Origin of the sequence: Shewanella colwelliana ATCC 39565, assembly GCF_000518705.1 — a bacterium.
GTDB lineage: Bacteria > Pseudomonadota > Gammaproteobacteria > Enterobacterales > Shewanellaceae > Shewanella > Shewanella colwelliana.
This window is the reverse complement of sequence record NZ_JAEC01000006.1, coordinates 139,497-162,734: the sequence shown is the minus strand read 5'-3', so window position 1 is coordinate 162,734 and position 23,238 is coordinate 139,497. Positions and strand designations below refer to the sequence as shown.

Sequence of the window (23,238 nt, the reverse complement as noted above, 5' to 3'; positions counted from 1 at the left end):
TAAACAGAGAGAACACTATGGTAGATGCAAATCAATTACGCCAATGGGGACGCAATGTTATCGACATTGAGCGTAATGCCCTTGATAACCTGTATCAATATGTCGATTCGCTAGAATTTGTCAAAGCCTGCCAACTTATCCTCTCGTGCACAGGCAAAGTGATTGTGATGGGCATGGGGAAATCTGGCCACATTGGCAACAAAATATCAGCAACGCTTGCGAGTACAGGTACGCCAGCCTTCTTTGTTCATCCAGGTGAAGCCAGTCATGGCGATCTCGGCGTGCTCAGTGAAAATGATATTGTCCTGGCAATCTCTAACTCTGGTGAAGCCAGTGAAATTCTCACCTTGATGCCAGTAATAAAGCGCATGGGATTACCCGTCATTGCCGTCACAGGCAAACCCGAATCAAGCATGGCTAACCACGCTGTGGTGCATCTATGTATCGAAGTGCCTGAAGAAGCCTGTCCACTTGGGTTAGCCCCCACCTCTAGCACCACCGCAACATTAGTGATGGGTGATGCCCTAGCTGTTGCTTTGTTGCAGGCTCGAGGTTTTACTAAAGATGACTTTGCCCTTTCACATCCAGGCGGTAGTTTAGGACGCAAGTTATTATTAAAGGTTAGTGATGTGATGCATAAAGGTGATGAACTACCGCAGGTATCGCAAAATATCTGCATCACCGATGCACTTTATGAAATATCCAAAAAAGGCTTAGGCATGACGGCTGTCGTTAATGATGATGGCCAATTGGCGGGTATCTTTACCGATGGCGATCTACGCCGCGTTATCGATGCCGAAGTTAATCTTAGAACCACCTCTATCAGTGAAGTCATGACCCATGGCTGTGTTACTGTCAGCGATGGCATCTTGGCCGCCGAAGCACTGAAAGTGATGGATGAGAAAGAGATTAACGGCCTAATTGTGACTAACAAGCAACAACAGCCCATCGGTGCATTAAATATGCTCGATATGGTTAAAGCAGGAGTGATTTAATATGTCGCATCAAGGTTTATATGGTCCTGTTAGTGATACCGTATGGCAAAAAGCCAAACAGATAAAACTGCTTATTTGCGATGTAGACGGTGTGTTTTCCGATGGTTTGGTTTACATGAGTAACAGTGGTGATGAGCTCAAAACTTTCCATACCCGCGATGGCTATGGTGTGAGGTCTCTGCTCACCAGTGATATTCCCGTAGCTATCATCACAGGGCGTAAATCACAAATTGTCGAAGATCGCATGACCGCACTCGGCATCACTCATATCTACCAAGGCGTTGATAATAAGATGGTGCCTTATGAAGCGCTATTAGAGCTTTATCAAGTCAACCCTGAGCAGGTAGCTTATATTGGTGATGATATGGTCGATCTTCCTGTTATGCAGCAAGTTGGCTTATCCGTGTGTGTGGCCGATGGCCATCCCTATGTCAAACAGCATGCAGACATGGTGACTCATATCAATGGCGGTCACGGTGCCCTCAGAGAACTGACCGACCTCATCTTAGTCAGCCAGGGCAAATTTGAATCGGCTCACGGTATGAGTATATGAACAGAGTCACGCTGGCAATTATAGCGTTTTTTGGTACGGCCTTAATTCTCTATTGGCAGGTGCAAACCAAGCGTGGCAATGAAGCGCTGAACATAGATGTCACGGATCGCCCAGATTATGTCATCAATGATTTAAAAAGTGTGCAGTACAATGAACTGGGCCAGCTCAACAGCCGCGTATCAGCCAGCCACATGGAACACTATTCTGATAAGAATATGACCTATTTTACCCAACCGGTATACTTGGTCTATCCTGACGAAGGCAATGCACAGTGGCGTCTACGTTCGACAAAAGGCACCTTAGATAAAGCCAGTGGACGAGTGAAATTAGAAAATAATGTTATCATTGATGCCATTAGCCCTGAAGAGCCTATCCAAACGATAGAAACAACCTATCTAGAGTTAGATCTCAACACCATGATAATGACCTCTGATCGCACCATTCGGATCACTGGTAATGACTTTCTCATTACGGGCAAAGGCTTATATGCCGACCTTAATGCACAAAATGTAAGACTGACGAGTCAGGTAGAAGGAACATATGAAACTAAATAACCTTATTCTTGCCAGCATGCTGACACTCATTAGCTTCAGCAGTGCCGCCAAGGTCAACGACCTCATGCAAGAAGTTAAGATCTCTGCCGCTAGCCAAGAAGCTGACATCAAAAACAATCAGATTATTTTTAATGGTCCAGTTGAAGTCACCCAAGGTTCAATCAAGATCAAAGCCGATGAACTGCGCGCCTTTAGCAAAGAAAATAGCACTGGCCGAATCTTAGTCGCCACAGGTAATCCTGCCACCTACTCTCAAGTGATGGAAGATGGCCGCCCAGCTTCAGCTAGCGCCAAAGAGATCCGCTATGAGCTATCGACTCGCACCTTGACGTTGGTAGGCGATGCAACACTAGAACAGGAAGGTAGCCAGGTCACAGGCAATCAAATTCGTTACAACATTGAACAACAGCAACTTATCGCAGAAAGTACTGGCAATGACCGAGTGATCACCATCATTCAACCGGAAAATTACCAAGAAGAGATAGATTCAGGCAATGAACAGCAGCCTGAAAAGCAGGAAAAGCAATGAGCGAAAAAACCTTAAAAGCGGTTAACTTAGCCAAGAGTTATAAAAGCCGTGCCGTGGTTCAAGATGTCAGTTTAACCGTTAAAACCGGCCAAATTGTCGGCCTACTCGGACCTAATGGTGCAGGCAAAACCACCACATTTTATATGGTGGTTGGTTTAGTCCAAAGTGATAAAGGGCGGATTTTTATTGATGAGGATGACCTCACTCTTGACCCTATGCACCTACGTGCGCGCAAAGGCATTGGTTACCTACCACAGGAAGCCAGTATTTTCCGCAAGCTTACCGTGCGTGACAACATCATGGCGGTGCTGCAAACGCGCAGCGAGCTCAATAATGATGAGCGCGAAGAGCAACTAGAGCACCTGCTTGAAGAGTTTCATATTACCCATATCAGAGACAGCTTAGGCATGGCCCTGTCTGGAGGCGAACGTCGCCGAGTTGAAATTGCACGCGCTCTGGCCGCTAACCCTAAATTTATTTTGCTAGATGAGCCGTTTGCGGGGGTTGACCCAATCTCGGTTATCGACATCAAAAAAATCATTGAACAGCTCAAAAACCGTGGACTGGGTGTGTTAATCACCGACCATAATGTACGAGAAACATTAGATGTGTGTGAAAAGGCCTATATCGTTAGCCATGGCAACTTAATCGCTGAAGGCACACCTGCAGAGATCTTGGATAACCAACAAGTGCGAGCGGTGTACTTAGGCGAACAATTCAAGCTATAGTTAATTTAGAAGCGCTATAACAAAGCGTATCTCCTTGACCAAAGCGGAGTATGGGTTACCCGCTTACCTCAAGGAATAATCAAGCTTTCTCATTTAAAAAATTACAATCAAGGGAATAGCAGTACGATGAAAGCGTCACTTCAGCTCAAAATGGGTCAGCATTTAACCATGACTCCACAGTTACAGCAGGCGATTCGTCTGTTGCAATTGTCGTCACTGGAACTGCAACAAGAGATCCAACAAGCATTAGAATCTAATCCGTTACTCGAGTTAGATGAAGAGCAAGAGGGTGCCAACACCGAATCACAGCAAGATGACGGCGATAACTTTGATACTAACTACGATAACAAGATTGAAGTTGATTCCAGCCAAGATAATTCGAGTTTAGAGACGTCTGACGCCCTGACTCAAGATTCCATGCCCGATGAGTTGCCCGTAGATACCACTTGGGATGAGATGTATACCGCTTCCCCCAACTCAAGTTCTGGCGCAATGCGTGATGACGATATGCCTTTCCAAGGTGAAACTACCGAGGGCCTCTACGAACACTTAGAGTGGCAAAAAAATCTCACCCCTTTTTCAGACAATGACTTGGCCATCGCCACCGCAATTATTGACGCTATTGATGAGCGTGGATATCTCACCCAAAACTGTGATGATATTCTTGAAGCTATGGGCGACCCTGAAATAGAGCTCGATGAAGTTGAAGCAGTTTTAAAACGTGTGCAACACTTCGACCCCATAGGCGTAGCCGCTAGGGACTTAAGTGAATGCCTCACGATTCAGCTAACACAATACAGTAATGACACGCCACACATCGACAATGCAAGAATGCTTATCAGCGAACACTTAGACCTGATCGCAGGGCGTGATTTCCGCTTATTGATGCGCAAAACTAAGCTAAAAGAAGATGATCTGCGTGATGCAATTGCGCTGATTCAGACTCTGAATCCACGCCCAGGATTAGCCATTACAGCCAGTCGTGATGAGTACGTGATCCCAGATGTTACAGTGACCAAGAAAAAAGGCCGCTGGGTGGTTGAGCTAAATCCAGATAGTATGCCTAAAATTAATGTTAACCAGCATTATGCGGCAATGGCACGAAGTACCAAGAGCCAAGCTGACGGACAATTTATCCGTGGTCACCTTCAAGAAGCAAAGTGGTTTTTAAAGAGTCTAGAAAGCCGTAACGACACACTACTTAAAGTCACCAACTGCATCGTTGATTTCCAACAGGGTTTCTTTGAATTTGGTGAAGAAGCGATGAAGCCCATGGTGCTCAATGATATCGCCGAAGCGGTTGAAATGCATGAATCCACTATCTCGCGTGTGACCACCCAAAAATATATGCACACCCCACGCGGTATTTTTGAACTAAAATATTTCTTCTCCAGCCACGTTGGTACCGATGATGGTGGAGAATGCTCATCAACAGCGATACGCGCCTTTATTAAGAAGCTTGTTGCTGCTGAAAACCAGAAGAAACCATTAAGCGATAGCAAAATGGCACAATTATTGGCTGAACAAGGGATTAAGGTCGCTCGACGCACCATTGCTAAGTATCGAGAGGCGATGTTGATCCCGCCGTCGAATCAGCGCAAAAGTTTATAATCAACAACTGGAAACCGGAGGAGTAAATTTATGCAAATAAACCTGACTGGGCACCACATCGAGATAACCCAATCTCTACGGAACTATGTTGAAGAAAAATTTACAAAACTTGAACGACATTTCGATCAGATCAATAATGTCCACGTTGTATTAAATGTCGAAAAAATGCAGCAAAAAGTTGAAGCTAAGTTACGTCTCCGTGGTGGAGAAGTCTTCGCAACATCAGAACATTCGGATATGTACGCCGCAATAGACTCCCTGATAGACAAGTTAGATCGTCAGGTCATTAAACACAAAGAGAAGCTTACTAAACATTAACGATGGAACTTAGTACCATCCTGCAGCCGGAGTGCACTACCTGCGCGACCCCGGGCAGTAAGAAAAAGGTACTGGAACTTATCAGCGACTTAGCCGCTGTCCAGTACCCGACCCTCTCCTCTCAAGAGATATTTGAAAGCCTTCTGGCGAGAGAAAAAATGGGCAGCACAGGTATAGGTAATGGTATCGCGATTCCCCATGGGCGACTCTCAAGTATAGAGCAACCAGTGGCTGTTCTCGTAAAGTGTGCTGAACCTATTGCATTTGATGCAATAGATAATCAGCCAGTCGATATCCTTTTTGCATTACTGGTGCCCGCAGATCAATGCGAGCAACATCTTAGTACTTTGGCCGCCATGGCTGAAAAGCTCAATGATAAAGCCATCATGAAGCAGCTAAGAAAAACCCAGGATGAGGCAGAACTCTATCAGGTGATCACTCAATGAAGTTGGTTATGGTGTCCGGCCGATCAGGCTCGGGAAAGTCAGTTGCACTAAGGGTCCTTGAAGATCTTGGGTATTACTGTGTTGATAATTTACCTTTGCAGATGGTGGAGTCATTACTAAACCAGCTAAAAGGCAGCAATGAGTTAGTCGCCATTAGCGTCGATGTTCGTAATATGCCGAGCGGTGATATTCAACTCGAAAAGCAGTTGGCTAACTTGCCTAAAGACACCGAACTACTGAGCTTTTTTCTCAACTCATCTGACGATGTGTTGCTCAAGCGTTACAGTGAAACTCGGCGTCTTCATCCGCTTTCTCGCTCAAAAGTTTCTCTTAAAGAGGCTATTCAGCTTGAAGGTAAGATGCTTGAACCTATCGCTAAGCTCGTTGACCATTACATTGATACCTCTACGCTCAATATTTATGATCTCAGCGACAAAGTACGCGAGATCTTACTTGGCACCGTAGATAAAGAGTTAGTGATCAATTTTGAGTCATTCGGCTTCAAATACGGAATGCCCAGTGAAGCTGACTTCATGTTTGATGCGCGCTTCTTACCTAATCCACATTGGGAAGCAGAGTTAAGACCACTCACAGGTCTAGACGAACCCGTGCAACTGTTTTTAAGCCAACAACCCTTAGTGAGTAAGTTTATTTGGCAGATAGAAAATCTGTTAGAAACTTGGTTGCCTCATCTTGAACGCAACAATCGCAGTTACCTCACAATTGCCATTGGTTGTACTGGCGGTCAACATCGCTCGGTCTATGTCACCGATCAATTAGCGAAACTTTTCAGCAAGAGTAAACACAAGGTTCAGGCGCGCCATCGAGAATTAAAAAATGGCTAAACTTGAGCGTCAGCTGACAATCTGTAATAAGTTGGGGCTTCATGCCCGTGCCGCCACGAAACTGGCGGTACTTGCCGCAAAATTTGATGCGCAAGTGACTCTGATTCAGGGCGATAAAACAGCGTCAGCGGCGAGTGTTTTAGGCTTGCTGATGCTTGAAACCGGCATGGGTAAAACCATCACCCTGATTAGCGAAGGCAAAGATGCCCAAGCGGCATTGGATGCCATCAGCTCGCTTATCGATGCCAAATTTGATGAAGCTGTATAATCATCACCCAATAAAACCCACAGTAGCCATTACCATTAGCTAGAATCAAATACCCCATTCATCTAGGGAGGAGCTATGCCGATCGAAGTGTTAGACAGTGATACAAGTGATCAACGTCTAAATCAGCTTACTCAAGCCCTAAGCAGTGGGATGTTTGTCCATGTGCGCAGTATGTTGCACGACATGGCAGCCTCAGATATTGCTTTCATCTTAGAGTCATCACCACCGAGAACACGACAAGTGTTATGGCAGCTGATTGACCAAGAGCATACTGGTGAGATCCTTGACGAATTAGGCGAAGAGCTCAAAGATAATCTGATTAGGCAGATGAGTCCCGAGCGCGTAGCTAAAGCCGCCGAAGGGATGGATACCGATGATCTAGCGTATATTCTGCGTAGCCTGCCAGACAGTGTATTTAACCAAGTATTGCAGTCAATGAGGTCCCAAGATAGAGCCAGAGTAGAACAAGCCCTCTCCTATCCCGACGACACCGCAGGCAGTATCATGAACACTGATACGGTGACACTACGCCCGGATGTCAACATAGATGTAATTCTGCGCTACCTGCGTATTCGTGGCGAGCTACCACAAGCAACAGATATGCTCTATGTCGTCGATAAAAGTGACTGTTTACTCGGTGGTGTGCGTATTGCCGATCTGCTGACCTGCGACCCAAATGCCTCGATTCGTGAGATCATGAATGACGACTTAGAGGGGATCCCGGTCGGCATGGATGACGGCGAAGTGGCGCAGCTATTCGAACGCCATGACTGGTTGTCAGCCCCTGTTGTCGATGATGACACCAACAGACTTCTGGGCCGTATCACCATCGATGATGTGGTCGATATAATTCGTGAAGACGCTGAGCACTCTATGATGGGTATGGCGGGGATGGACGACGATACCGATACCTTTGGACCAGTACTTAAAAGTACCTTTAGGCGTTCTCTGTGGTTAACCATCAACCTCTTTGCTGCACTGCTTGCCGCCTCAGTCAGTAATATGTTCGAAGGCACTTTGGAGCAATTTGCCACCATTGCCATTTTAATGACCATAGTCCCCAGCATGGGAGGCGTCGCTGGCAACCAAACCTTAGCCTTGGTTATTCGTGGTATTGCCTTAGGGCAAATAGGTCAAAGTAACTCGCGCTGGCTTATTGGTAAGGAGCTGGCGATCGGCTTTCTCAATGGCGTACTCTGGTCGATACTCGTCTTCCTTGCGGTATGGTTGTGGAAAGGAGATATTGCATTAGGGGCACTCATTGGCGGTGCCATGTTGATCAATATGACTGTTGCAGGCTTCGCAGGCGCCAGTATTCCGCTGCTACTAAAAAAACTCAATATTGACCCAGCACTGGCAGGTGGTATGGTGCTAACGACCGTCACAGATGTGATAGGTTTATTTGCTTTTCTCGGGTTAGCGACCCTGTTCTTATTGCAATAAGAACAGCCAATAGTTCATGATTTTCGATACTGGTAGCAAGCGCTCACAGTGCAAAACTTGGAATGACTAACGCAACGCATCATCGACAAATTTTTCACGTGAAATAGGCATAATACCAACGATTACATAAAGAGAGTGGCTATGCACAATACCCAAATATTAATCGTCGAAGATAACCCCGATGTTGCTGGGATATTGGCTGACTTTCTTGAGTCAGAAGGGGCTAGCGTTGATTTTGCCACCAATGGCGAACATGGGTATAACCTCGCCAAGGCCGGTAACTTCGATGCAATCATTCTCGATATCATGCTGCCTAAATTGGATGGACTCTCTGTCGCCAAACAACTACGAGAATATGGCTGTAGCACACCGATTCTGATGCTAACCGCGCTGGACGAAAAAAAAGATCTGCTCGCAGGTTTCAACTCTGGGGCTGATGATTATTTGGCTAAGCCTTTCGATCTCGATGAACTGCAAGCACGCCTAGCCGCGCTAATTAAACGTCATCAAGGCAAGGTTGCAAAAGCCTGTCTTAGCTATGGCCCTCTCACACTCAATAGCGCCGAACATAGTGTCTATCGCAATGGAATCAAGTTGTTTGTGACGCCAACCTGCTATCGAATAATCCAACTACTAATGACTCGCGCGCCTAATGTGGTAAAGCGCGAAGAGATCATTCAGCAACTTTGGGGGGAAGAAGCCCCCAGTGCCGATATTCTGCGTAGCCACATGTACCAATTGCGCAACCAGATTGATAAGCCTTTTGATTACCCATTAATCGTTACCGTCCCCAAAATAGGGTTTAAGCTTGAATCACCAATCCAGAGTGAGTGACAAGGTGCAACACAGCGCGAAGAGTTTAACCCGGAAAATGAGCCTCTATTTTAGTGCCATTGCAGTCTTGGTCGGCGCTATTTTATATGGCTTAAGCCTAACGACACTCTATTGGTTAGAGGATGAATTAAATCGGCGCACCTTAGTGCAAACATCGCCCATGGCTATCAATGCCTTTCGCGCTGGGGCCGAATCACCTTTGCAGCTCAACACCAACATCAAGGCCTATAACGATCTCAATGCTATCCCGCAGCAAGATCAGTTCATCAAGCAGCTCCCCTTGGGCTTTATTGATGAACTGCATGACACTTTTGCGGATGACCTATTTGTTCTGCGCAGTGAATATCAGCAAGAGGGCGAGACTAAACCGCTTATCATCATCATGAACGCCGCTCAGGTGGAGCTGAGTAACCAAGAATGGCGCAATATCAATATCACTATCTTGGCGGTGACTTTTCTACTATTCATTCTGTTTGGTTTTGCCATCTCAAAGCTAATCCGGCGATTGGTGTCACCAGTCCGTCAACTCAGTGATCAATTGAAATTAGTCCAAGCCCCGAGTGAATTTAAGGTTTCCAGCGGCGCCGCACTGGAGTTTAGTGAGCTCGCAGCCAGTTTAAATCAATACCAACGGCAAATAGATAAGTTGATCAAACAGGAACAAGCGTTCTCGCGCTACGCCAGCCATGAACTCAGAACCCCTTTGACCGTCATTCAAGGCGCAGGCCGGCTGCTGCAACAACAAGGTAATGAAGCGTTTAAAATCCGTCAAAGAGATAGAATAGTCAATGCTGCCAACGATATGCAGCATACAATCGATGCCTTGCTCAGCCTAGTACGCCATGAAGATGAATACTACAGTGAGCAGCAACGTGTCTTGACCCAGGCCGAACTCTCCAAGGTGATTCGTTACGTGCAGCCACTCGCGGACAGTAAAGCGGTTGTTATCGACGTAGACATTCAAGCCGAACCATTAATTACCCCATCAGAAGCCGTACTACGCATGCTACTGATTAATCTGCTGAGTAATGCAATTAACGCTAGCGAAGGGGGAGAAATTGAATTGAAGGTCAATCAAGAAGCTATTTGGGTTGTTGATCATGGCCGAGGTTTAACTCGCAATGAACGCGACCAGCAAGGTCATGGATTAGGGCTGCTCATTGTGGACGCGCTATGCCAACGCTATCAGTGGAAGTTTAGCCTGCAAGACACTGAACCCGGCTGTATTGCCATGCTTCACTTTCCACACGCATAGCGCTAAGCAAACTAGCGATATTTGTGCGATATATCGGCGAGACTTTCGAAGAATTTGCAATCTTGTTTACGTCGCTTGTATTCACGAACTATTTTCCACTCTTGATACAGAGCAATGGCAAAACCGATAGCCACTATGGTCAAGCAAGTCGCGCCAAGATAGGTCACGATATTTATCGCAGTTTGCGCACTCCCCATGGCCGACGCACTGCCCATACCAATCATAAATCCCCCTGAATACCTTTTATTGCCTGATGGCAAAACCGCCGTCAATGCGCAAAATATATCCACAGAAGATGAACTGAATCTTAAGCTAGCGTGATGAACAATGATACAAAACGACAATCTTGCTGATTCTTTTGTAGCCGCCTGAAAAATAGATATTTTTTAAGGCGGCTAGTGGCAAACTTTATTGAAACACTATGTATCAGGCATAACTAACACGCATTACTGCGCCATGATCACCACAAATTTATATTGCAGCGCTTTACTGTCTTGTCGGCCATATTTAATAATCAGATCGTCTTTTCCGTCTGCGTTCAGATCATCGCTCACCAACGCGCTGCCCTCTTGAGGGAGTTGTAGCTTAAAGCCATCACTGTCATCATCAAATAACCCTTTGCTACCATCACCTAAATAAAGACGCAACGCCTGTTCACCGTCAGAAAGCATCAGATCTTGTAAACCATCACCATTTAAGTCGGCTAACTTAACCACTGGGCTACCACTCTGGCCTGAGGTTAAACTAAAGCTCAACTCCACCTCTTTGCTGACATTGGCTTTGTTAGCATAGCCACTTTCAGCGTTCATCTTAAACAGGTGAACATCCTGATCTATGCCACCAGAGACTAATGCACCGATAATTTGTGATAAGCCAATATCAAACCCTGACACCATCACTTCATCGCGCTTATCACCATCTATATCCACTAACTCAAAGCCAGTTAATGTGCCATCGGCTCGAATAACACTGTCAGGTTTTTTGGGGAACTGTAACTTGGCTAAGGTGTTCTGACCCAAGTAGATCTCATAGTCATTGACTCTATCCAGTACACCTGAGCTTTTGGTATAACGCACTATCATGTCGACTAAACCATCATTGTTAATGTCTTTAAGCTGTTCGACTTTGCGATAGATAAGATCGCTTTGATCAAGTTCTTCACCGTAGGCATCTCGTTTATTCCACCAATTGACACCACTGATAGCCAGACTCACAGGGACAAAGCGCGCCACAGTATCAAACTGGCCGTTTTCCTGCTGTGCATACACCTCAAACTCCCCTTCGGCGATTTTAACAATATCGTTGCGCCCATCGAGATCCATATCGGCAAAATAGAGAATGGCTTGGGTATATCGAGCGCCATCACGGTACAACAATACTTGAGGCTTAATCGGCAATATTTGTCGGATAACGTCCCCCTCAGCTTGGGCGAGCAACAATTCCGTCTGAGAAAAACTATTAATAACAAAGTCATCTAGACCATCTTGATTAAGATCGTGGACAAAGTCACCGCGAGAAATAAAGTCGACTCTTGATTTTAATATGAGCGGTGCAATGCTCTGCTTAGGCTCAAACTCAAGTCCCTCATCGCTAACCACCAACTGAAAAAGCTGTTCGCTTGATTGAAAGTACAGCGCAGCAGCTTGCTGAGGAAATCGCTCACTTGGCTTGGTTAAATCAAATGAGAAGAAAGCATTGGGGAGGCGCTGTTTAAACTTCTGCCCATATTGACCACTGGTTTGATTGAACTCATACAGCGACAGCCAACGAGACTGATTGTCATCAACACCAATGGCGACGAGCTCTTTACCTGGACTGGCAGTGAGATCAACAGATAAAATTGGGTGCGTAAGACGAAACTCTGTTTCAACAGTATGCGACAACAACTCAATCTGTTCACTACTTTGCTTAGCCAGTGCGTGCGCCGATCCCAGCAACATCGTCAGTACTAATACTAAGGAACTCACAGCCAATTTGGCATTTTCCATCTGCAAATATCTCCTTCAACCTCCCACACTGGGAAATTATCTTTGTCTAATCTATCGACTCCTGCCGAAAAGAAAAGTTCGGTTAATGCATTGTTACAAACTAATTACACTTTATGCCACTAATCATTTCATATGACTTAAAGCAAACTAGAGCCAAAATGCAGCTTACTTTTCCTCATTCAGAGAAGCGGTTAACTTCATCATTCGGTGATTAATCTCACAGTCACACCACTTATTCGGTGAGAGAATTGCGCTCCTTTTTATCAAGCATACCAACGTCAGTTTTCTTTTTCGGATCCTTATGCCAAGCTCAGCACGTTCAACATTTCAAGGTAATGCCCTTGCAGCGGTCTCATTTTTACTCTGGGGACTCATGCCGCTGTATTACCAGTTTTTACCCAATGCCAGTATCAATGAACTGTTGGCATTTCGACTATTATGCTCGGTACCTTTTATGTTGTTAGTGTTTTTTGTCATGGGCAAACCACTACCCTCTATCGCACAGTTACGTGCCAATAAGCGCTCCGTTGCATTATGCGGCTTAGCGTCAATCATCATGTGCGTGTCTTGGTATAGCTTTACTTGGGCGCTGACCCATGGTCAGGTTCTCGCCGCCAGCTTAGGTTTTTTCATCAATCCACTGTTTGCCATCGCATTAGGGGTTGTGTGCTTAGGCGACAAACTCACTTTAGCGCAAAAATTAGCGGTGTTTTTAGGTGCCATAGGTATTGGTTACATGATTTATCAATACCAAGCCTTACCTTGGTTAGCCCTACTAATGGGCGGGTTCTTTGCCCTGTATGGTCTGTGTAAAAAGTATATTCAGTTCGACTCGCTCACCTCTGTCACCATAGAAGCGGCGTTGTTGACGCCCATGGCCATGTGTTACCTGCTTTGGCTTGCTCTTACCGACCAAAGTGTCGCCCTGTCAGGTTCAAACACACAGATCCTGCTCTATATGGGGTCTGCGCCTGTGACGCTACTGCCACTGATCTTTTTTGCATTGGCTATCCGTGCCACCAGCCTCTCGATGGTTGGATTAATGCAATATATTGAGCCAAGCATTCACTTTATTTTGGCTGTGACACTGTTTAATGAGCAGTTTGATCAAGTCAAAGCCGTCAGCTTCGGCTTCATCTGGACCGGCTTGCTATTTTGCTCATTGGAAGCCTTACCTCGCCTACGGCAGCGATGGATAACCCATAGCGCTCACTGATATTTCATCGACGATCCGGCGACTAAAGATCATCGAAAGATGCAGTGGTACCATGAACACTTTATTGCTAGCCAGAGGCCAATGGGAACTACGACTTGGCACTATGGTGAGGTCCATCGGTGTACGAAATGAGTAAAGCTGAACCTTAGATAGGCCATCCACATGGCGATCGAGTACCTGCAATAACGCGCTATTGGGGCGCAACTGTTTAACCCCCTTTGAGGGATAGGGCAAATACGCCAAGTAACTCCCATTGTGGGGGCTAGATATTGAGTAGAGTGAACGAGTACGCTCAGCGCCGCCAAGCATCTGCAGATAATAGCGCGCTACGATACCGCCCATGCTAAAACCCACCAAAACGATCTCAGCATGATTACCAAAACGTTGGTCAATCGCGCTTTTCAACACGCTGGCCGCATACTCTATACCGTGACGTCCATCGAATGGTGCTATGGTTGGATTGAAACATTCATGCCCTTGTTGTTCAAAACGTTTCTTCATCCACGCCATCACATGGCCTGTGTTAAATATACCGTGCACCAGTACTAGCTTCATCGACACCTCATGGGTCTGCGTTTGACGCTAATCTAAATTTAGCAAATTCATCGGCAATATTTGCTATGATTGCGCCCTTAATTTCAGCTTACCATTCAATACGGACACTTAAACTATGTCGATCACCACTTTGTTAGCTAGCGCATTAACCGCACGTGCGTCGCTCATCGCGCAGGTACACGCCAACAATACCGACTGTTTTCGTGTATTTCATGGAACGGTTGAAGGGATTAATGGACTCAATATTGACCGATATGGCGATGCTTGGTTAGTGCAAACCTTCCATCACACATTAACCCAAGATGAGCGCAATGAAATTGAACAAGCGCTTAAAGCGGTATGCACACTGCCAGTGGTATACAACGATCGTTCCAATAAAAATTCACGTATCCTCAACCAACTCGATGACGAACTGGAAGGCTTCGCAAAATCTGAACAAGTGATGCAAGAGAATGGTATCAAATTTACGAGTCAGCTACGTCATGAGGGGCAAGATCCACTACTGTTTCTCGACATGCGTGTTGGCCGAGAGTATGTGCGTGCCAATAGCCAAGACAAAACCGTACTTAATCTCTTCTCCTATACCTGTGGTATCGGCACTGCAGCGGCGGTTGGCGGAGCACAAAAGGTGATCAATGTAGATTTTTCATCCTTTGCACTGGCTGCAGGCAAAAAGAATGCCCAACTTAACGGTGTTGAATCTGTCTGCGAATTTGTCCAAAGCGACGCTTTTCCAGCCATGCGTCAGCTTGCGGGTATGAAGGTGGGCGGACGTCGTAATCAAAAACTTCCAAGCTACCCGAAGTTGAGCGCCACCCAATTTGACTTGGTGTTTCTCGACCCACCTCGATTTGCAAAAAGCCCTTTTGGCACGGTCGACTTAATTAACGATTACCAGAGCCTTTTTAAGCCCGCCATGCTATCGACTAAAAGCAGCGGAACCATTGTCTGTTGTAACAATGTGGCAAAGGTAGACAAGCAAACTTGGTATGATGCCTTATCTCGTTGTGTAGCAAAACAGGGGCGCAGTATCAGCGCTTATGAGTGGCTAGAGTGTCATGAAGACTTTCCCTCATTCGACGGCAATCACCCGCTGAAAATGGTAGCCTTAACATTGGGGTAAGCCATCTTTCACATCAGTATTTGCCATCACAAAAATCAACTTTGATGGCAAATACAAACAAAACCCACCAAAATAATAAACATAAAAGCTATATATCATCATTAAGTCGATACTTACCTGAGAATTCAAACCCGCTAAAACGTCAGTATAAAAAGTATCTCACCTTAATAATCACTGCATCACCAACCATTAAAGCCTCTTTTATATTAGATACTTAAATCACAATTACATTAAAATTAGTCTGCTGCATAAAAAATCTACTTTACTCTTTAATATTTTGCCTTAAAATCCGCTCTCCAAAATTCACTACCAAACTATTAAAAAGTTAACTTATCTAGGAGACAAAGGTGGAAATAGCCGCCACTAATGATACTAAAAACAGCACACTGACACCTGTCGCAGGATTGTCATTTTTTGCTGTGGCATCAGGATTTTTAATGAGCTTGATCCCGCTATCATTATCTTCATTTGGACTTGAACTATCTTTAGTTTCTTGGCTTGCGAGTGTCTTCTACCTCGGCATTTTATGTGGCACCTTAACCGTTGAGTCGGTGGTGTCACGCTGTGGACATAGAATGGCTTTAGTGGCCTTTCTTGCGCTACTCACCCTGACTATCATAGGCATGTTAATTTGGCCAAATGCTGGCATGTGGTTAGCCATGCGATTTATCGCAGGCATTGCTGTGGCAGGCGTGTTTGTTGTGGTGGAGTCATGGTTATTGATGGCTGACACGGCTAAAGCACGTGCTAAACGCTTAGGCTTATATATGGCATCGCTCTATGGCGGCAGCGCCATTGGCCAGCTTGCTATTGCACCACTGGGCGTCGTGGGGATGTTACCTTATTTTTCGGTGATGGCATTTCTAATCTTAGCCATGATGCCCCCGCTACTTATCAAACGTGGCCAACCCGTGATGATTAAACATCAAAAGTTTAATATCCATGAGTTAAGCAAACTCAGTAAGCCTGCTGTTCTCGGCTGTCTAGTGTCAGGGCTATTACTCGGGCCAATTTACGGCATTATGCCAAGTTACATTAGTGCGAAAATCGGTAGCCCTGAACAAACGGGCACCTTGATGGCAACCATCATTTTGGGCGGTATGCTAGTGCAGCCCTTAGTCAGCTACCTCTCAACACGCATGGGTAAACATCTATTGATGGCACTATTTTGTTTGCTAGGTCTAGTGGGTATTGTTGGCATACTGGAATCGCAAACTTTTGCACTGCAAAGCATCAGCTACTTTACTATCGGAGCGGCAAGTTTTGCGCTGTACCCTATCGCCATCACCTTGGCCTGTGAAACGCTACCGATAGCAAAAATAGTGTCAGCAACAGAGATTATGCTACTCAGTTATAGTGTTGGCTCCGTGGTCGGCCCTCAGCTAGCGGTTAACTTATTTGACTCACCTAATCAGGTGATTCTGTACTTAGGTTTTTGCTTTCTCACGACGTGTTTGTACATGTTAATGAGTAGCTCTGCCAAGATACATTCGGGACAAAACCCTATTGCAGGCTAATCGTTCACGACTAGGCCATGAGTCGCAGAGTATTCATGGCCCATGACATGCGGTAACACAATAGGGTTATGGACCTACACAGTTGACTCTTAACCATTATCAGCGGGCTGTTCACTGTGCTGACGCGCATAACGGTTAGCCAATGGTTGTGCACTGAGACCATGGGTCAAGATGCTCATCAAAACAGTAACGGTCACCACCGCATAAACAGTTTCAAACCCCGCCATGCTGCCCATCTCATGCACCACAATCAACACATATAAAATGGAGGCGATGCCACGAGGTCCAAACCAAGCAATAAACAGTTTAGTGGACAGATCGAGTTTGCTACCCGTCAGTGAAATAACAACGGGAATCATTCGCAGCACAGTTAAACTCAATAGCGAATACAGCACCACATCCCAAGTTACGTAGGCTAAGGTTATCGGTACAAACGCGAGACCGAAAACAAAGAAGCTAATCAATACAAAAAGCTCCCCTTCACTCTCAGCAAAATCTTCAATATGACTGCGGGTTTTCTCATAGGTATTTCCCGCGTACAAACCGGCAAAAAAGGCAGCGATAAAGCCATTGCCCGACAGTGTTTCAGCCAAATAAAAGGCCAAAATAGCCAGTGCGATTGGAATGAGGTTTTGATAACTGGTTTCAGCCAAGTTCTTACTGTCTGCCCATACCAGTAATTTGGTACCAAGATAACCCACGACTGCGCCCACGATGGCACCAAAAACAATCTGCTGGCCAACATAGACCACCCAATGTTGGTCTTGGCTGTTGCCTGTATCGCTTAAAATCAGAGCAATGACCGTCAACAACATGGGGAAAATAATACCGTCATTGAGGCCACTTTCCACATTGATACTAGAGCGGACCCATTTTGGGACTTTTGGATCTGACACCACCGCCTTCCCCAACGCAGCATCAGTGGGCGTTAACAGCAATGCCAATAAGATAAGTGAGGTCAGAGGCTCATTGGGAAATATCCATTGCGCCGCTAATGTGCCTGCTACCACAGTGATGGGTAAGCCGATAAACAATAACCTTGCGGGGATTAACCAAGAGCTACGCAACAATTTAAGGTCGAGCAAGGCTGCATCAGCAAATAGCACTAACACTAAGGCAATCTCAACAATCACAGTGACAAACTCAGCATCGACCTCTACCTGTGTGACATTGATACCTAATGGCGAGAGCAGCAACCCCAATCCAGTAAACACCATAGGTCCAGAGATATTTAGACGTGATAAGCCTTTTGATATGTAGCCATACAACAATACTATCAATGCGATAACTAAAATGACGATATGCTCATCCATGCCTAACTTGTCCTTGGGTTAAAAACGTAACTTAACCCACAAGCTAGCAAATATCGCTCGATTTGGCTCGCCTTTAATCACCCTAGGTCCTAGTGGTGATGCGCCACTGTAGCGCCCCCCCCAGATTAACTTGGCGCTGGCAGCCACACTAAGTGAGGCAATGCGCTTAAGTCCAACCTATCACCGTGCTCGGCAATCACACCATGACAACCGCTATCCTCCCCATCGTTTTGCAACTGGGCTAACAAGGTTTTTTGCGCCTCTACTTCACCATGCACCAAGATCACGGGTGGCGAGTCGTTGAAATGCTGGTACCAACGCAGCAGTTCGGCCTGATCCGCGTGCGCTGACAATCCGCCAACGGTATGCAACTTAGCCTTGACTGGAATAGGATTCCCACGAATAGTCAGGCTGTCGGCACCATCGACTAACAAACGCCCTGGGGTCCCCATGGCTTGGTAGCCACATATGATCACATCAGACAATGGGTTAGCTAGATTGTGCTCTAAATGGCAGCGAATACGGCCACCATTACACATGCCGCTACCCGCAATCACTATCAAACCTTGATGGATATGATTAAGCGCCATCGACTCATCAGTGGTATCGATAAAATCCACATTGGACAGCAATGGGTGCTGTCCCGGTGATAAACGAGTAAATCGCTTAAAGTCTTCATCCATTAAACTGTAGTTTTCAGCATAGATGGCGGTAGCTTTAATCGCCATGGGGCTGTCGAGACAGATACGCCAGCGACCGAGATCCCACTCTTTGGCATACAGATGAAATAGATAAAGCAACTCTTGAGCCCGCCCCACCGAAAAAGCTGGTAGTAATATATTGCCACGACTTTGTTTAATGGTACTGGCAAAAATCGATTTGAGTTCCGTTAAGGTATCCTCCCAACTGCGGTGTAAGCGATCGCCATAGGTACTCTCCATCAAGACTAAATCAGCTTCTTCTATAAAAGTCGGGTCATCCAAAATAGGCATACCGGCTCGGCCTAGATCACCACTAAATACAACTTTCTTAGTCGCTCCCTTTTCACCCAGCCATAGCTCAACGATAGCCGATCCTAAAATATGACCAGCATCGCTAAGGCATGCGGTTACATTGGGAACAACTTGGCAATGCTGCCCATAATCGAGCGCAACAAACTGCTGCATCACCCGATCCACATCGGCATCATCAAATAGTGGTTCTAACGGATCTAATTGGTTTTTAATGCGCTTTTTATTAAGCCGCTCCACCTCTCTAACCTGCAGCATTGCCGCATCTTTGAGCATAACCGCACACAGTTCAACCGTTGCTTTATGGCTATAAATAGGACCAGTAAAACCCGACTTAACCAATAGGGGCAAGCGGCCAGAGTGATCGATATGCGCATGGCTAAGTACGACGGCGTGAATAGATTTAGGATCAAACTCAAACGGCTCATGATTTCGCAGCGCGTCGGCTTTACCACCTTGAATCATGCCGCAATCGAGTAACAACTGCCGCCCATCGATATCAAGTAGATGACAAGACCCAGTCACCTCTTGGGTTGCACCGAGAAATGTAAGCGTCATTCGCATGGCAAGCATCCTTAATACTTGAGGGAAGATGTGGAAAGGTTCTTCTTAAAAGATAGTCTTGTTAATGGCCACAAACCACCCAATAACCATCTGTATAAAAATTAAATAATTATTTAATGATAAGGTTCAACGTCAGCGCAAAACCAGCAAAAAGAGAACTTGTATATTCAACCAACACAAAATGCCACCCGCCAGCTAGATAACACTATTGCCAGATACGCGCTATAGTTGGTAGATTGTACTATCACTGCGATTCAAAGGATTGATCCGCCATGCCATACCGTAATACGCTCCAGCAGTTACAACATGAGCACCTGTTTAGCCATATCCATATCGATACGGCTCAAATCGATGTGCCTAAAGAGATGTTTAACGGTTGGCAGCAAACCCTTGATTTATTATCTGAAATTGTAGACACCCCCGCTGTTTTAATCATGAGAGTCACCGACAAACAGATCTCCGTCTTTACCAGTAGTCAAAGCCAGGGCAACCCTTATAAACAATACGACAGCGAAAACTTAGGCCACGGCCTCTATTGCGAAACGGTGATCAGTGAGCAGCGAGAACTACACGTTCCTAATGCCCTAAAAGATAAAGACTGGGATAACAACCCTGATATTAAACTTGGGATGATTGCCTACTGTGGACTGCCGCTTACCTGGCCCGATAACAGCTCATTTGGCACCTTATGTATGCTCGACAATAAAGAGCGAGAATACAGTAAAGCATTCCGCCACCTGTTAGAGCGATTCCAAAGTGCCCTCAATGCCAATCTAGCTAGTCTCTATGAACACGCCAAACTTCAGCACCTCAATGTCGTGCTTGAAAACAATGTGCAACAACGTACTTCTGATCTTGCCAAATTGAGTAAGAAACTAATTCATGAAATAGAGAGCAGAGCCGCTATTGAGCACTCACTCGAATACCACAAAAGCTTCGACGCCTTAACGGGTTTACCCAATAGATTAGGTTTTATTAGTTCGCTTACTCAACAACTTAGCCAGCCTACTCCGCAAGAAATCAATGTCATCTACTTTGGCTTGCGTAACTTTAAATCTGTCAATGATAGTTATGGTTATGTGGTTGGCGATAAAATTCTGCAGCTTTTCAGTCAGCGAATCAAAAGGCTGTTAAATAAGACCACTTTATTTGCCCGCATAGCGGGGGCCGAGTTTATCGTCGCGCAGACAGTCGAAAATAACAGTGATTTGAGCCTGATAAATCAAATCAATAGTTGCAGTAACACTCCTTTCACCATTGGCCAATTTACAATTAATATCCCCTGCTGTATCGGTATCGCCCAGGCACCCACAGATACTGATGATCCCTCAGAGTTAGTTCAAAAGGCTGGTGCAGCGATGAGTATCAGTAAAGCAGAGGGCACGCCCTACAGTTTTTTCACTAAGCAAACACAGTCGACGATCGAAAAACGCTACCTGTTAGAGTCACACCTCGTCGATGCACTCAAAAACAAAGAGTTAAGCCTGCAATATCAACCCTTAGTCAGCCTAAGAAGCAAAGAGATCATTGGTGCCGAAGCATTACTGCGCTGGAATAACCCAATTCTAGGTAGCGTGCCGCCAGACAAGTTCATCAGTTTAGCCGAGCATAATGGTCAAATAATCGATATTGGCAATTTTGTACTGCATACAGCACTCTCTCAAGCGGCTCAGTGGCGATTGCAATGCAATAGTAATTTTCGTATTGCCATTAATATCTCACCGCTGCAATTTAGAGATACTAATTTTGCCGAGCATATCTCAAACCTGCTGGCACTTTATCGCTTACCAGCTAACTGCTTAGAGCTAGAAATTACCGAAGGGATCTTACTGCAAGATGAAGAGATCGCTAAACGCACCATTTCGCAACTGCAAAGACTGGGGATTCGCATCTCTCTGGATGATTTTGGTACTGGCTACTCTTCATTAAGTTACCTACAAAAATACGCTTTCAATACCTTAAAAATTGATCGTTGTTTTATCACAAACCTTGAAAAAAACATTCAAGACAGAGAGTTAACTAAGGCCATTATCGCCATGAGTAAAAAGCTCAACATGAATGTGATAGCCGAAGGTGTGGAGTCTGAGGCGCAAGATCTGTTTATCCGAGATGAAGATTGCGATTATGGTCAGGGCTACCTATATGGTAAACCCGCTGACGCCGATATGTTTGAGCAGCGTTATATTAGCCGAAACGCATCGCATTAATGACCATGATATCGGCATCAATCACTGCCGCCTAAAATCATCAGATTCACAAAAAAGCAACATTTGTATTCCCTCAGTTGTCGATCTCTTCTATAGTTGGTGAAAAAATAAAAACACGACCATGCCAATAGACCTTCACACAGAAATTCTTATTCGCTTTATTTGCCTTATCGCCGTCACAGCTACTGTGGCTTGGGGTGTTATGGCCTATCCTTTACGGATTGCGCCAAAAGCCTGCAGCTATTTTTCTATCGCTAATTTATTGGTGCTATTTGGTGTCTATTTGACCTCATTGCGCACTAATGAGATCAGTTATCTCAGCTGGTTTATTGCTGATCTCTGCATGCTATCTGGCTTTATCCTGTTGAGACGCGGCACGCAACGTTTATTTCGCCTCGCAAGCAGCTTAAAATCAGATGTCTCCTTGCTCACAGTCACCGCTCTACTAATGCTAACAACACCACCCAGTGCCGAGTCTAGTACAACACTGGGTATACTGTTCTCCCTTATGGCATCCGCGACATTTCTGCTATTAGCAAAAGACAACTTTGTCGCATTACGTACCAGTGCCAACAAATATGTTGCCATTGTTTTACTCAGCCCTATCGCCATCTTGGGTATTACGTTTCTGTTCCGTGCGGTTGCACTATTGATGATCCCATCGATTGGCACACATTTGGCGACGATTCAGACGCCCGAAGCGATTCCTATGCTGTGGTTTTTCCTTATCATCACATTATTTATCAATGTCATTATGATGGGGAATGCCTTAACTCGTTTGGTACAAAAAATTCGCCTGCAAGCCGATAAAGACTACCTAACAGGTCTTTGGAACCGCCGTTCGGTTCATCAACAGTTGACGCAATTGCACCATTTCTGGTTACGAGAAGGCAAAGAGTTCAGCCTCATTTTGTTTGATCTAGACTTTTTCAAACAGATCAACGATAGCTATGGCCATCAGGCGGGTGACAAAGTACTGGTTAATACCGCTAGCACCCTGAGTAAAGTATTGCGAACCACAGATATTTTTAGCCGGTTTGGCGGTGAAGAGTTTTTAGTCGTACTGCCAGTGACCGACACTAAGTCTGCTGTCATCATCGCCGAAAAACTTCGAGAAACGTTGCAAGCATCAACGCTCACTTGGCAGGGAGAAACAATAGACGTCAGTGCGAGTTTCGGTATTGCGACGATCAGGCATGAGGACAATCTAGAAGCGCTGCTCTCTCGAGCCGATAATGCCATGTACCAAGCCAAGCAAACTGGACGAAATAATATCCGCACATCATCGGCATAATGACAAAGCAAATGAATAGACTACATCAGCCTCTCCCGATTAACCCGCCAACTGCTAGTGGTCTGTTTTGCA

23 protein-coding genes are annotated in these 23,238 nt (G+C 45.5%); 18 read left to right on the top strand and 5 right to left on the bottom strand.

The annotated features are described in order from the left end of the window. Positions 1-17: 17 nt before the first annotated feature. From L876_RS22930 to L876_RS0103995, 13 genes are all read left to right on the top strand, one after another. Positions 18-995 (top strand): KpsF/GutQ family sugar-phosphate isomerase, encoded by a 978-nt coding sequence (locus L876_RS22930; RefSeq protein WP_028762621.1) that lies wholly within the window; start codon positions 18-20, stop codon positions 993-995. Position 996: 1 nt separating this feature from the next. Then, on the top strand, positions 997-1,548 hold the full coding sequence (gene kdsC, locus L876_RS0104050) for a 3-deoxy-manno-octulosonate-8-phosphatase KdsC (RefSeq protein ID WP_028762620.1): 552 nt from the start codon (positions 997-999) through the stop codon (positions 1,546-1,548). Continuing rightward, a complete protein-coding gene (lptC, locus tag L876_RS0104045) occupies positions 1,545-2,102 on the top strand; it encodes an LPS export ABC transporter periplasmic protein LptC (RefSeq protein WP_028762619.1) in 558 nt (185 codons plus the stop codon). Before kdsC ends, lptC begins: the two co-directional genes overlap by 4 nt. Then, positions 2,089-2,631, top strand: a complete 543-nt coding sequence (gene lptA, locus L876_RS0104040; protein WP_028762618.1) for a lipopolysaccharide transport periplasmic protein LptA — start codon at positions 2,089-2,091, stop codon at positions 2,629-2,631. The genes lptC and lptA overlap by 14 nt, the downstream gene beginning before the upstream one ends. Next, positions 2,628-3,359: an LPS export ABC transporter ATP-binding protein gene (gene lptB / locus L876_RS0104035; protein ID WP_028762617.1), complete on the top strand. Its 732-nt coding sequence runs from the start codon at positions 2,628-2,630 to the stop codon at positions 3,357-3,359. The genes lptA and lptB overlap by 4 nt, the downstream gene beginning before the upstream one ends. A 126-nt stretch (positions 3,360-3,485) precedes the next feature. Beyond that, positions 3,486-4,970, top strand: a complete 1,485-nt coding sequence (locus L876_RS0104030) for an RNA polymerase factor sigma-54 (RefSeq protein ID WP_028762616.1) — start codon at positions 3,486-3,488, stop codon at positions 4,968-4,970. A 30-nt stretch (positions 4,971-5,000) separates the two neighbouring features. Next, on the top strand, positions 5,001-5,288 hold the full coding sequence (hpf, locus tag L876_RS0104025; protein WP_028762615.1) for a ribosome hibernation promoting factor: 288 nt from the start codon (positions 5,001-5,003) through the stop codon (positions 5,286-5,288). 2 nt (positions 5,289-5,290) lie between these two features. Continuing rightward, positions 5,291-5,734 carry a PTS IIA-like nitrogen regulatory protein PtsN gene (ptsN, locus tag L876_RS0104020; RefSeq protein WP_028762614.1) on the top strand — a complete coding sequence of 148 codons (444 nt, stop codon included), beginning with the start codon at positions 5,291-5,293 and terminating at the stop codon, positions 5,732-5,734. Continuing rightward, complete coding sequence (gene rapZ, locus L876_RS0104015) at positions 5,731-6,579, top strand: RNase adapter RapZ (protein WP_028762613.1); 849 nt, start codon at positions 5,731-5,733, stop codon at positions 6,577-6,579. The genes ptsN and rapZ overlap by 4 nt, the downstream gene beginning before the upstream one ends. Further along, positions 6,572-6,847 (top strand): HPr family phosphocarrier protein, encoded by a 276-nt coding sequence (locus L876_RS0104010; RefSeq protein WP_028762612.1) that lies wholly within the window; start codon positions 6,572-6,574, stop codon positions 6,845-6,847. The genes rapZ and L876_RS0104010 overlap by 8 nt, the downstream gene beginning before the upstream one ends. 75 nt (positions 6,848-6,922) lie before the next feature. Beyond that, entirely contained in the window at positions 6,923-8,290 is a 1,368-nt protein-coding gene (gene mgtE, locus L876_RS0104005) for a magnesium transporter (protein WP_028762611.1), read from the top strand. Between the two features lie 141 nt (positions 8,291-8,431). After that, complete coding sequence (locus L876_RS0104000) at positions 8,432-9,124, top strand: response regulator transcription factor (protein WP_028762610.1); 693 nt, start codon at positions 8,432-8,434, stop codon at positions 9,122-9,124. After that, entirely contained in the window at positions 9,099-10,379 is a 1,281-nt protein-coding gene (locus tag L876_RS0103995) for a sensor histidine kinase (RefSeq protein WP_248674468.1), read from the top strand. The genes L876_RS0104000 and L876_RS0103995 overlap by 26 nt, the downstream gene beginning before the upstream one ends. Positions 10,380-10,390: 11 nt before the next feature. On the opposite strand, the gene L876_RS0103990 is transcribed toward L876_RS0103995, so the two are convergent. Together L876_RS0103990 and L876_RS0103985 are read right to left on the bottom strand one after the other, a co-directional pair. Next, a complete protein-coding gene (locus L876_RS0103990; protein WP_028762608.1) occupies positions 10,391-10,603 on the bottom strand; it encodes a hypothetical protein in 213 nt (70 codons plus the stop codon). Between the two features lie 222 nt (positions 10,604-10,825). Beyond that, positions 10,826-12,367 (bottom strand): FG-GAP repeat domain-containing protein, encoded by a 1,542-nt coding sequence (locus L876_RS0103985; RefSeq protein WP_028762607.1) that lies wholly within the window; start codon positions 12,365-12,367, stop codon positions 10,826-10,828. Positions 12,368-12,668: 301 nt separating this feature from the next. Here L876_RS0103985 and rarD point away from each other — a divergent pair, with 301 nt between their 5' ends. Then, a complete protein-coding gene (gene rarD, locus L876_RS21055) occupies positions 12,669-13,583 on the top strand; it encodes an EamA family transporter RarD (RefSeq protein WP_037427938.1) in 915 nt (304 codons plus the stop codon). On the opposite strand, the gene L876_RS21050 is transcribed toward rarD, so the two are convergent. Then, positions 13,548-14,138: an esterase/lipase family protein gene (locus L876_RS21050; RefSeq protein WP_037427936.1), complete on the bottom strand. Its 591-nt coding sequence runs from the start codon at positions 14,136-14,138 to the stop codon at positions 13,548-13,550. The genes rarD and L876_RS21050 overlap by 36 nt on opposite strands. A 115-nt stretch (positions 14,139-14,253) precedes the next feature. Here L876_RS21050 and L876_RS0103970 point away from each other — a divergent pair, with 115 nt between their 5' ends. Both L876_RS0103970 and L876_RS0103965 read left to right on the top strand, forming a co-directional pair. Then, complete coding sequence (locus L876_RS0103970) at positions 14,254-15,261, top strand: class I SAM-dependent rRNA methyltransferase (protein ID WP_028762606.1); 1,008 nt, start codon at positions 14,254-14,256, stop codon at positions 15,259-15,261. 347 nt (positions 15,262-15,608) lie between these two features. Next, positions 15,609-16,778 (top strand): MFS transporter, encoded by a 1,170-nt coding sequence (locus L876_RS0103965; protein ID WP_028762605.1) that lies wholly within the window; start codon positions 15,609-15,611, stop codon positions 16,776-16,778. An 89-nt stretch (positions 16,779-16,867) separates the two neighbouring features. On the opposite strand, the gene L876_RS0103960 is transcribed toward L876_RS0103965, so the two are convergent. Continuing rightward, positions 16,868-18,091: a cation:proton antiporter gene (locus tag L876_RS0103960; RefSeq protein WP_028762604.1), complete on the bottom strand. Its 1,224-nt coding sequence runs from the start codon at positions 18,089-18,091 to the stop codon at positions 16,868-16,870. 125 nt (positions 18,092-18,216) lie between these two features. Then, positions 18,217-19,665: an MBL fold metallo-hydrolase RNA specificity domain-containing protein gene (locus L876_RS0103955; RefSeq protein ID WP_028762603.1), complete on the bottom strand. Its 1,449-nt coding sequence runs from the start codon at positions 19,663-19,665 to the stop codon at positions 18,217-18,219. A 272-nt stretch (positions 19,666-19,937) separates the two neighbouring features. Here L876_RS0103955 and L876_RS0103950 point away from each other — a divergent pair, with 272 nt between their 5' ends. Beyond that, positions 19,938-21,872, top strand: coding sequence for a bifunctional diguanylate cyclase/phosphodiesterase (locus L876_RS0103950; protein ID WP_028762602.1), 1,935 nt, complete (start codon positions 19,938-19,940; stop codon positions 21,870-21,872). Positions 21,873-22,074: 202 nt separating this feature from the next. Then, positions 22,075-23,166 carry a GGDEF domain-containing protein gene (locus tag L876_RS0103945; RefSeq protein ID WP_248674466.1) on the top strand — a complete coding sequence of 364 codons (1,092 nt, stop codon included), beginning with the start codon at positions 22,075-22,077 and terminating at the stop codon, positions 23,164-23,166. Positions 23,167-23,238: the final 72 nt, after the last annotated feature.

Coding starts and splice junctions, on each gene's coding strand:
- L876_RS22930 (WP_028762621.1), top strand. CDS start 18: ATGGTAGATGCAAATCAATTACGCCAATGGGGACGCAATGTTATCGAC.
- kdsC (WP_028762620.1), top strand. CDS start 997: ATGTCGCATCAAGGTTTATATGGTCCTGTTAGTGATACCGTATGGCAA.
- lptC (WP_028762619.1), top strand. CDS start 1,545: ATGAACAGAGTCACGCTGGCAATTATAGCGTTTTTTGGTACGGCCTTA.
- lptA (WP_028762618.1), top strand. CDS start 2,089: ATGAAACTAAATAACCTTATTCTTGCCAGCATGCTGACACTCATTAGC.
- lptB (WP_028762617.1), top strand. CDS start 2,628: ATGAGCGAAAAAACCTTAAAAGCGGTTAACTTAGCCAAGAGTTATAAA.
- L876_RS0104030 (WP_028762616.1), top strand. CDS start 3,486: ATGAAAGCGTCACTTCAGCTCAAAATGGGTCAGCATTTAACCATGACT.
- hpf (WP_028762615.1), top strand. CDS start 5,001: ATGCAAATAAACCTGACTGGGCACCACATCGAGATAACCCAATCTCTA.
- ptsN (WP_028762614.1), top strand. CDS start 5,291: ATGGAACTTAGTACCATCCTGCAGCCGGAGTGCACTACCTGCGCGACC.
- rapZ (WP_028762613.1), top strand. CDS start 5,731: ATGAAGTTGGTTATGGTGTCCGGCCGATCAGGCTCGGGAAAGTCAGTT.
- L876_RS0104010 (WP_028762612.1), top strand. CDS start 6,572: ATGGCTAAACTTGAGCGTCAGCTGACAATCTGTAATAAGTTGGGGCTT.
- mgtE (WP_028762611.1), top strand. CDS start 6,923: ATGCCGATCGAAGTGTTAGACAGTGATACAAGTGATCAACGTCTAAAT.
- L876_RS0104000 (WP_028762610.1), top strand. CDS start 8,432: ATGCACAATACCCAAATATTAATCGTCGAAGATAACCCCGATGTTGCT.
- L876_RS0103990 (WP_028762608.1), bottom strand. CDS start 10,603: ATGATTGGTATGGGCAGTGCGTCGGCCATGGGGAGTGCGCAAACTGCG.
- L876_RS0103985 (WP_028762607.1), bottom strand. CDS start 12,367: ATGGAAAATGCCAAATTGGCTGTGAGTTCCTTAGTATTAGTACTGACG.
- rarD (WP_037427938.1), top strand. CDS start 12,669: ATGCCAAGCTCAGCACGTTCAACATTTCAAGGTAATGCCCTTGCAGCG.
- L876_RS21050 (WP_037427936.1), bottom strand. CDS start 14,138: ATGAAGCTAGTACTGGTGCACGGTATATTTAACACAGGCCATGTGATG.
- L876_RS0103970 (WP_028762606.1), top strand. CDS start 14,254: ATGTCGATCACCACTTTGTTAGCTAGCGCATTAACCGCACGTGCGTCG.
- L876_RS0103960 (WP_028762604.1), bottom strand. CDS start 18,091: ATGGATGAGCATATCGTCATTTTAGTTATCGCATTGATAGTATTGTTG.
- L876_RS0103955 (WP_028762603.1), bottom strand. CDS start 19,665: ATGCGAATGACGCTTACATTTCTCGGTGCAACCCAAGAGGTGACTGGG.
- L876_RS0103950 (WP_028762602.1), top strand. CDS start 19,938: ATGCCATACCGTAATACGCTCCAGCAGTTACAACATGAGCACCTGTTT.
- L876_RS0103945 (WP_248674466.1), top strand. CDS start 22,075: ATGGCCTATCCTTTACGGATTGCGCCAAAAGCCTGCAGCTATTTTTCT.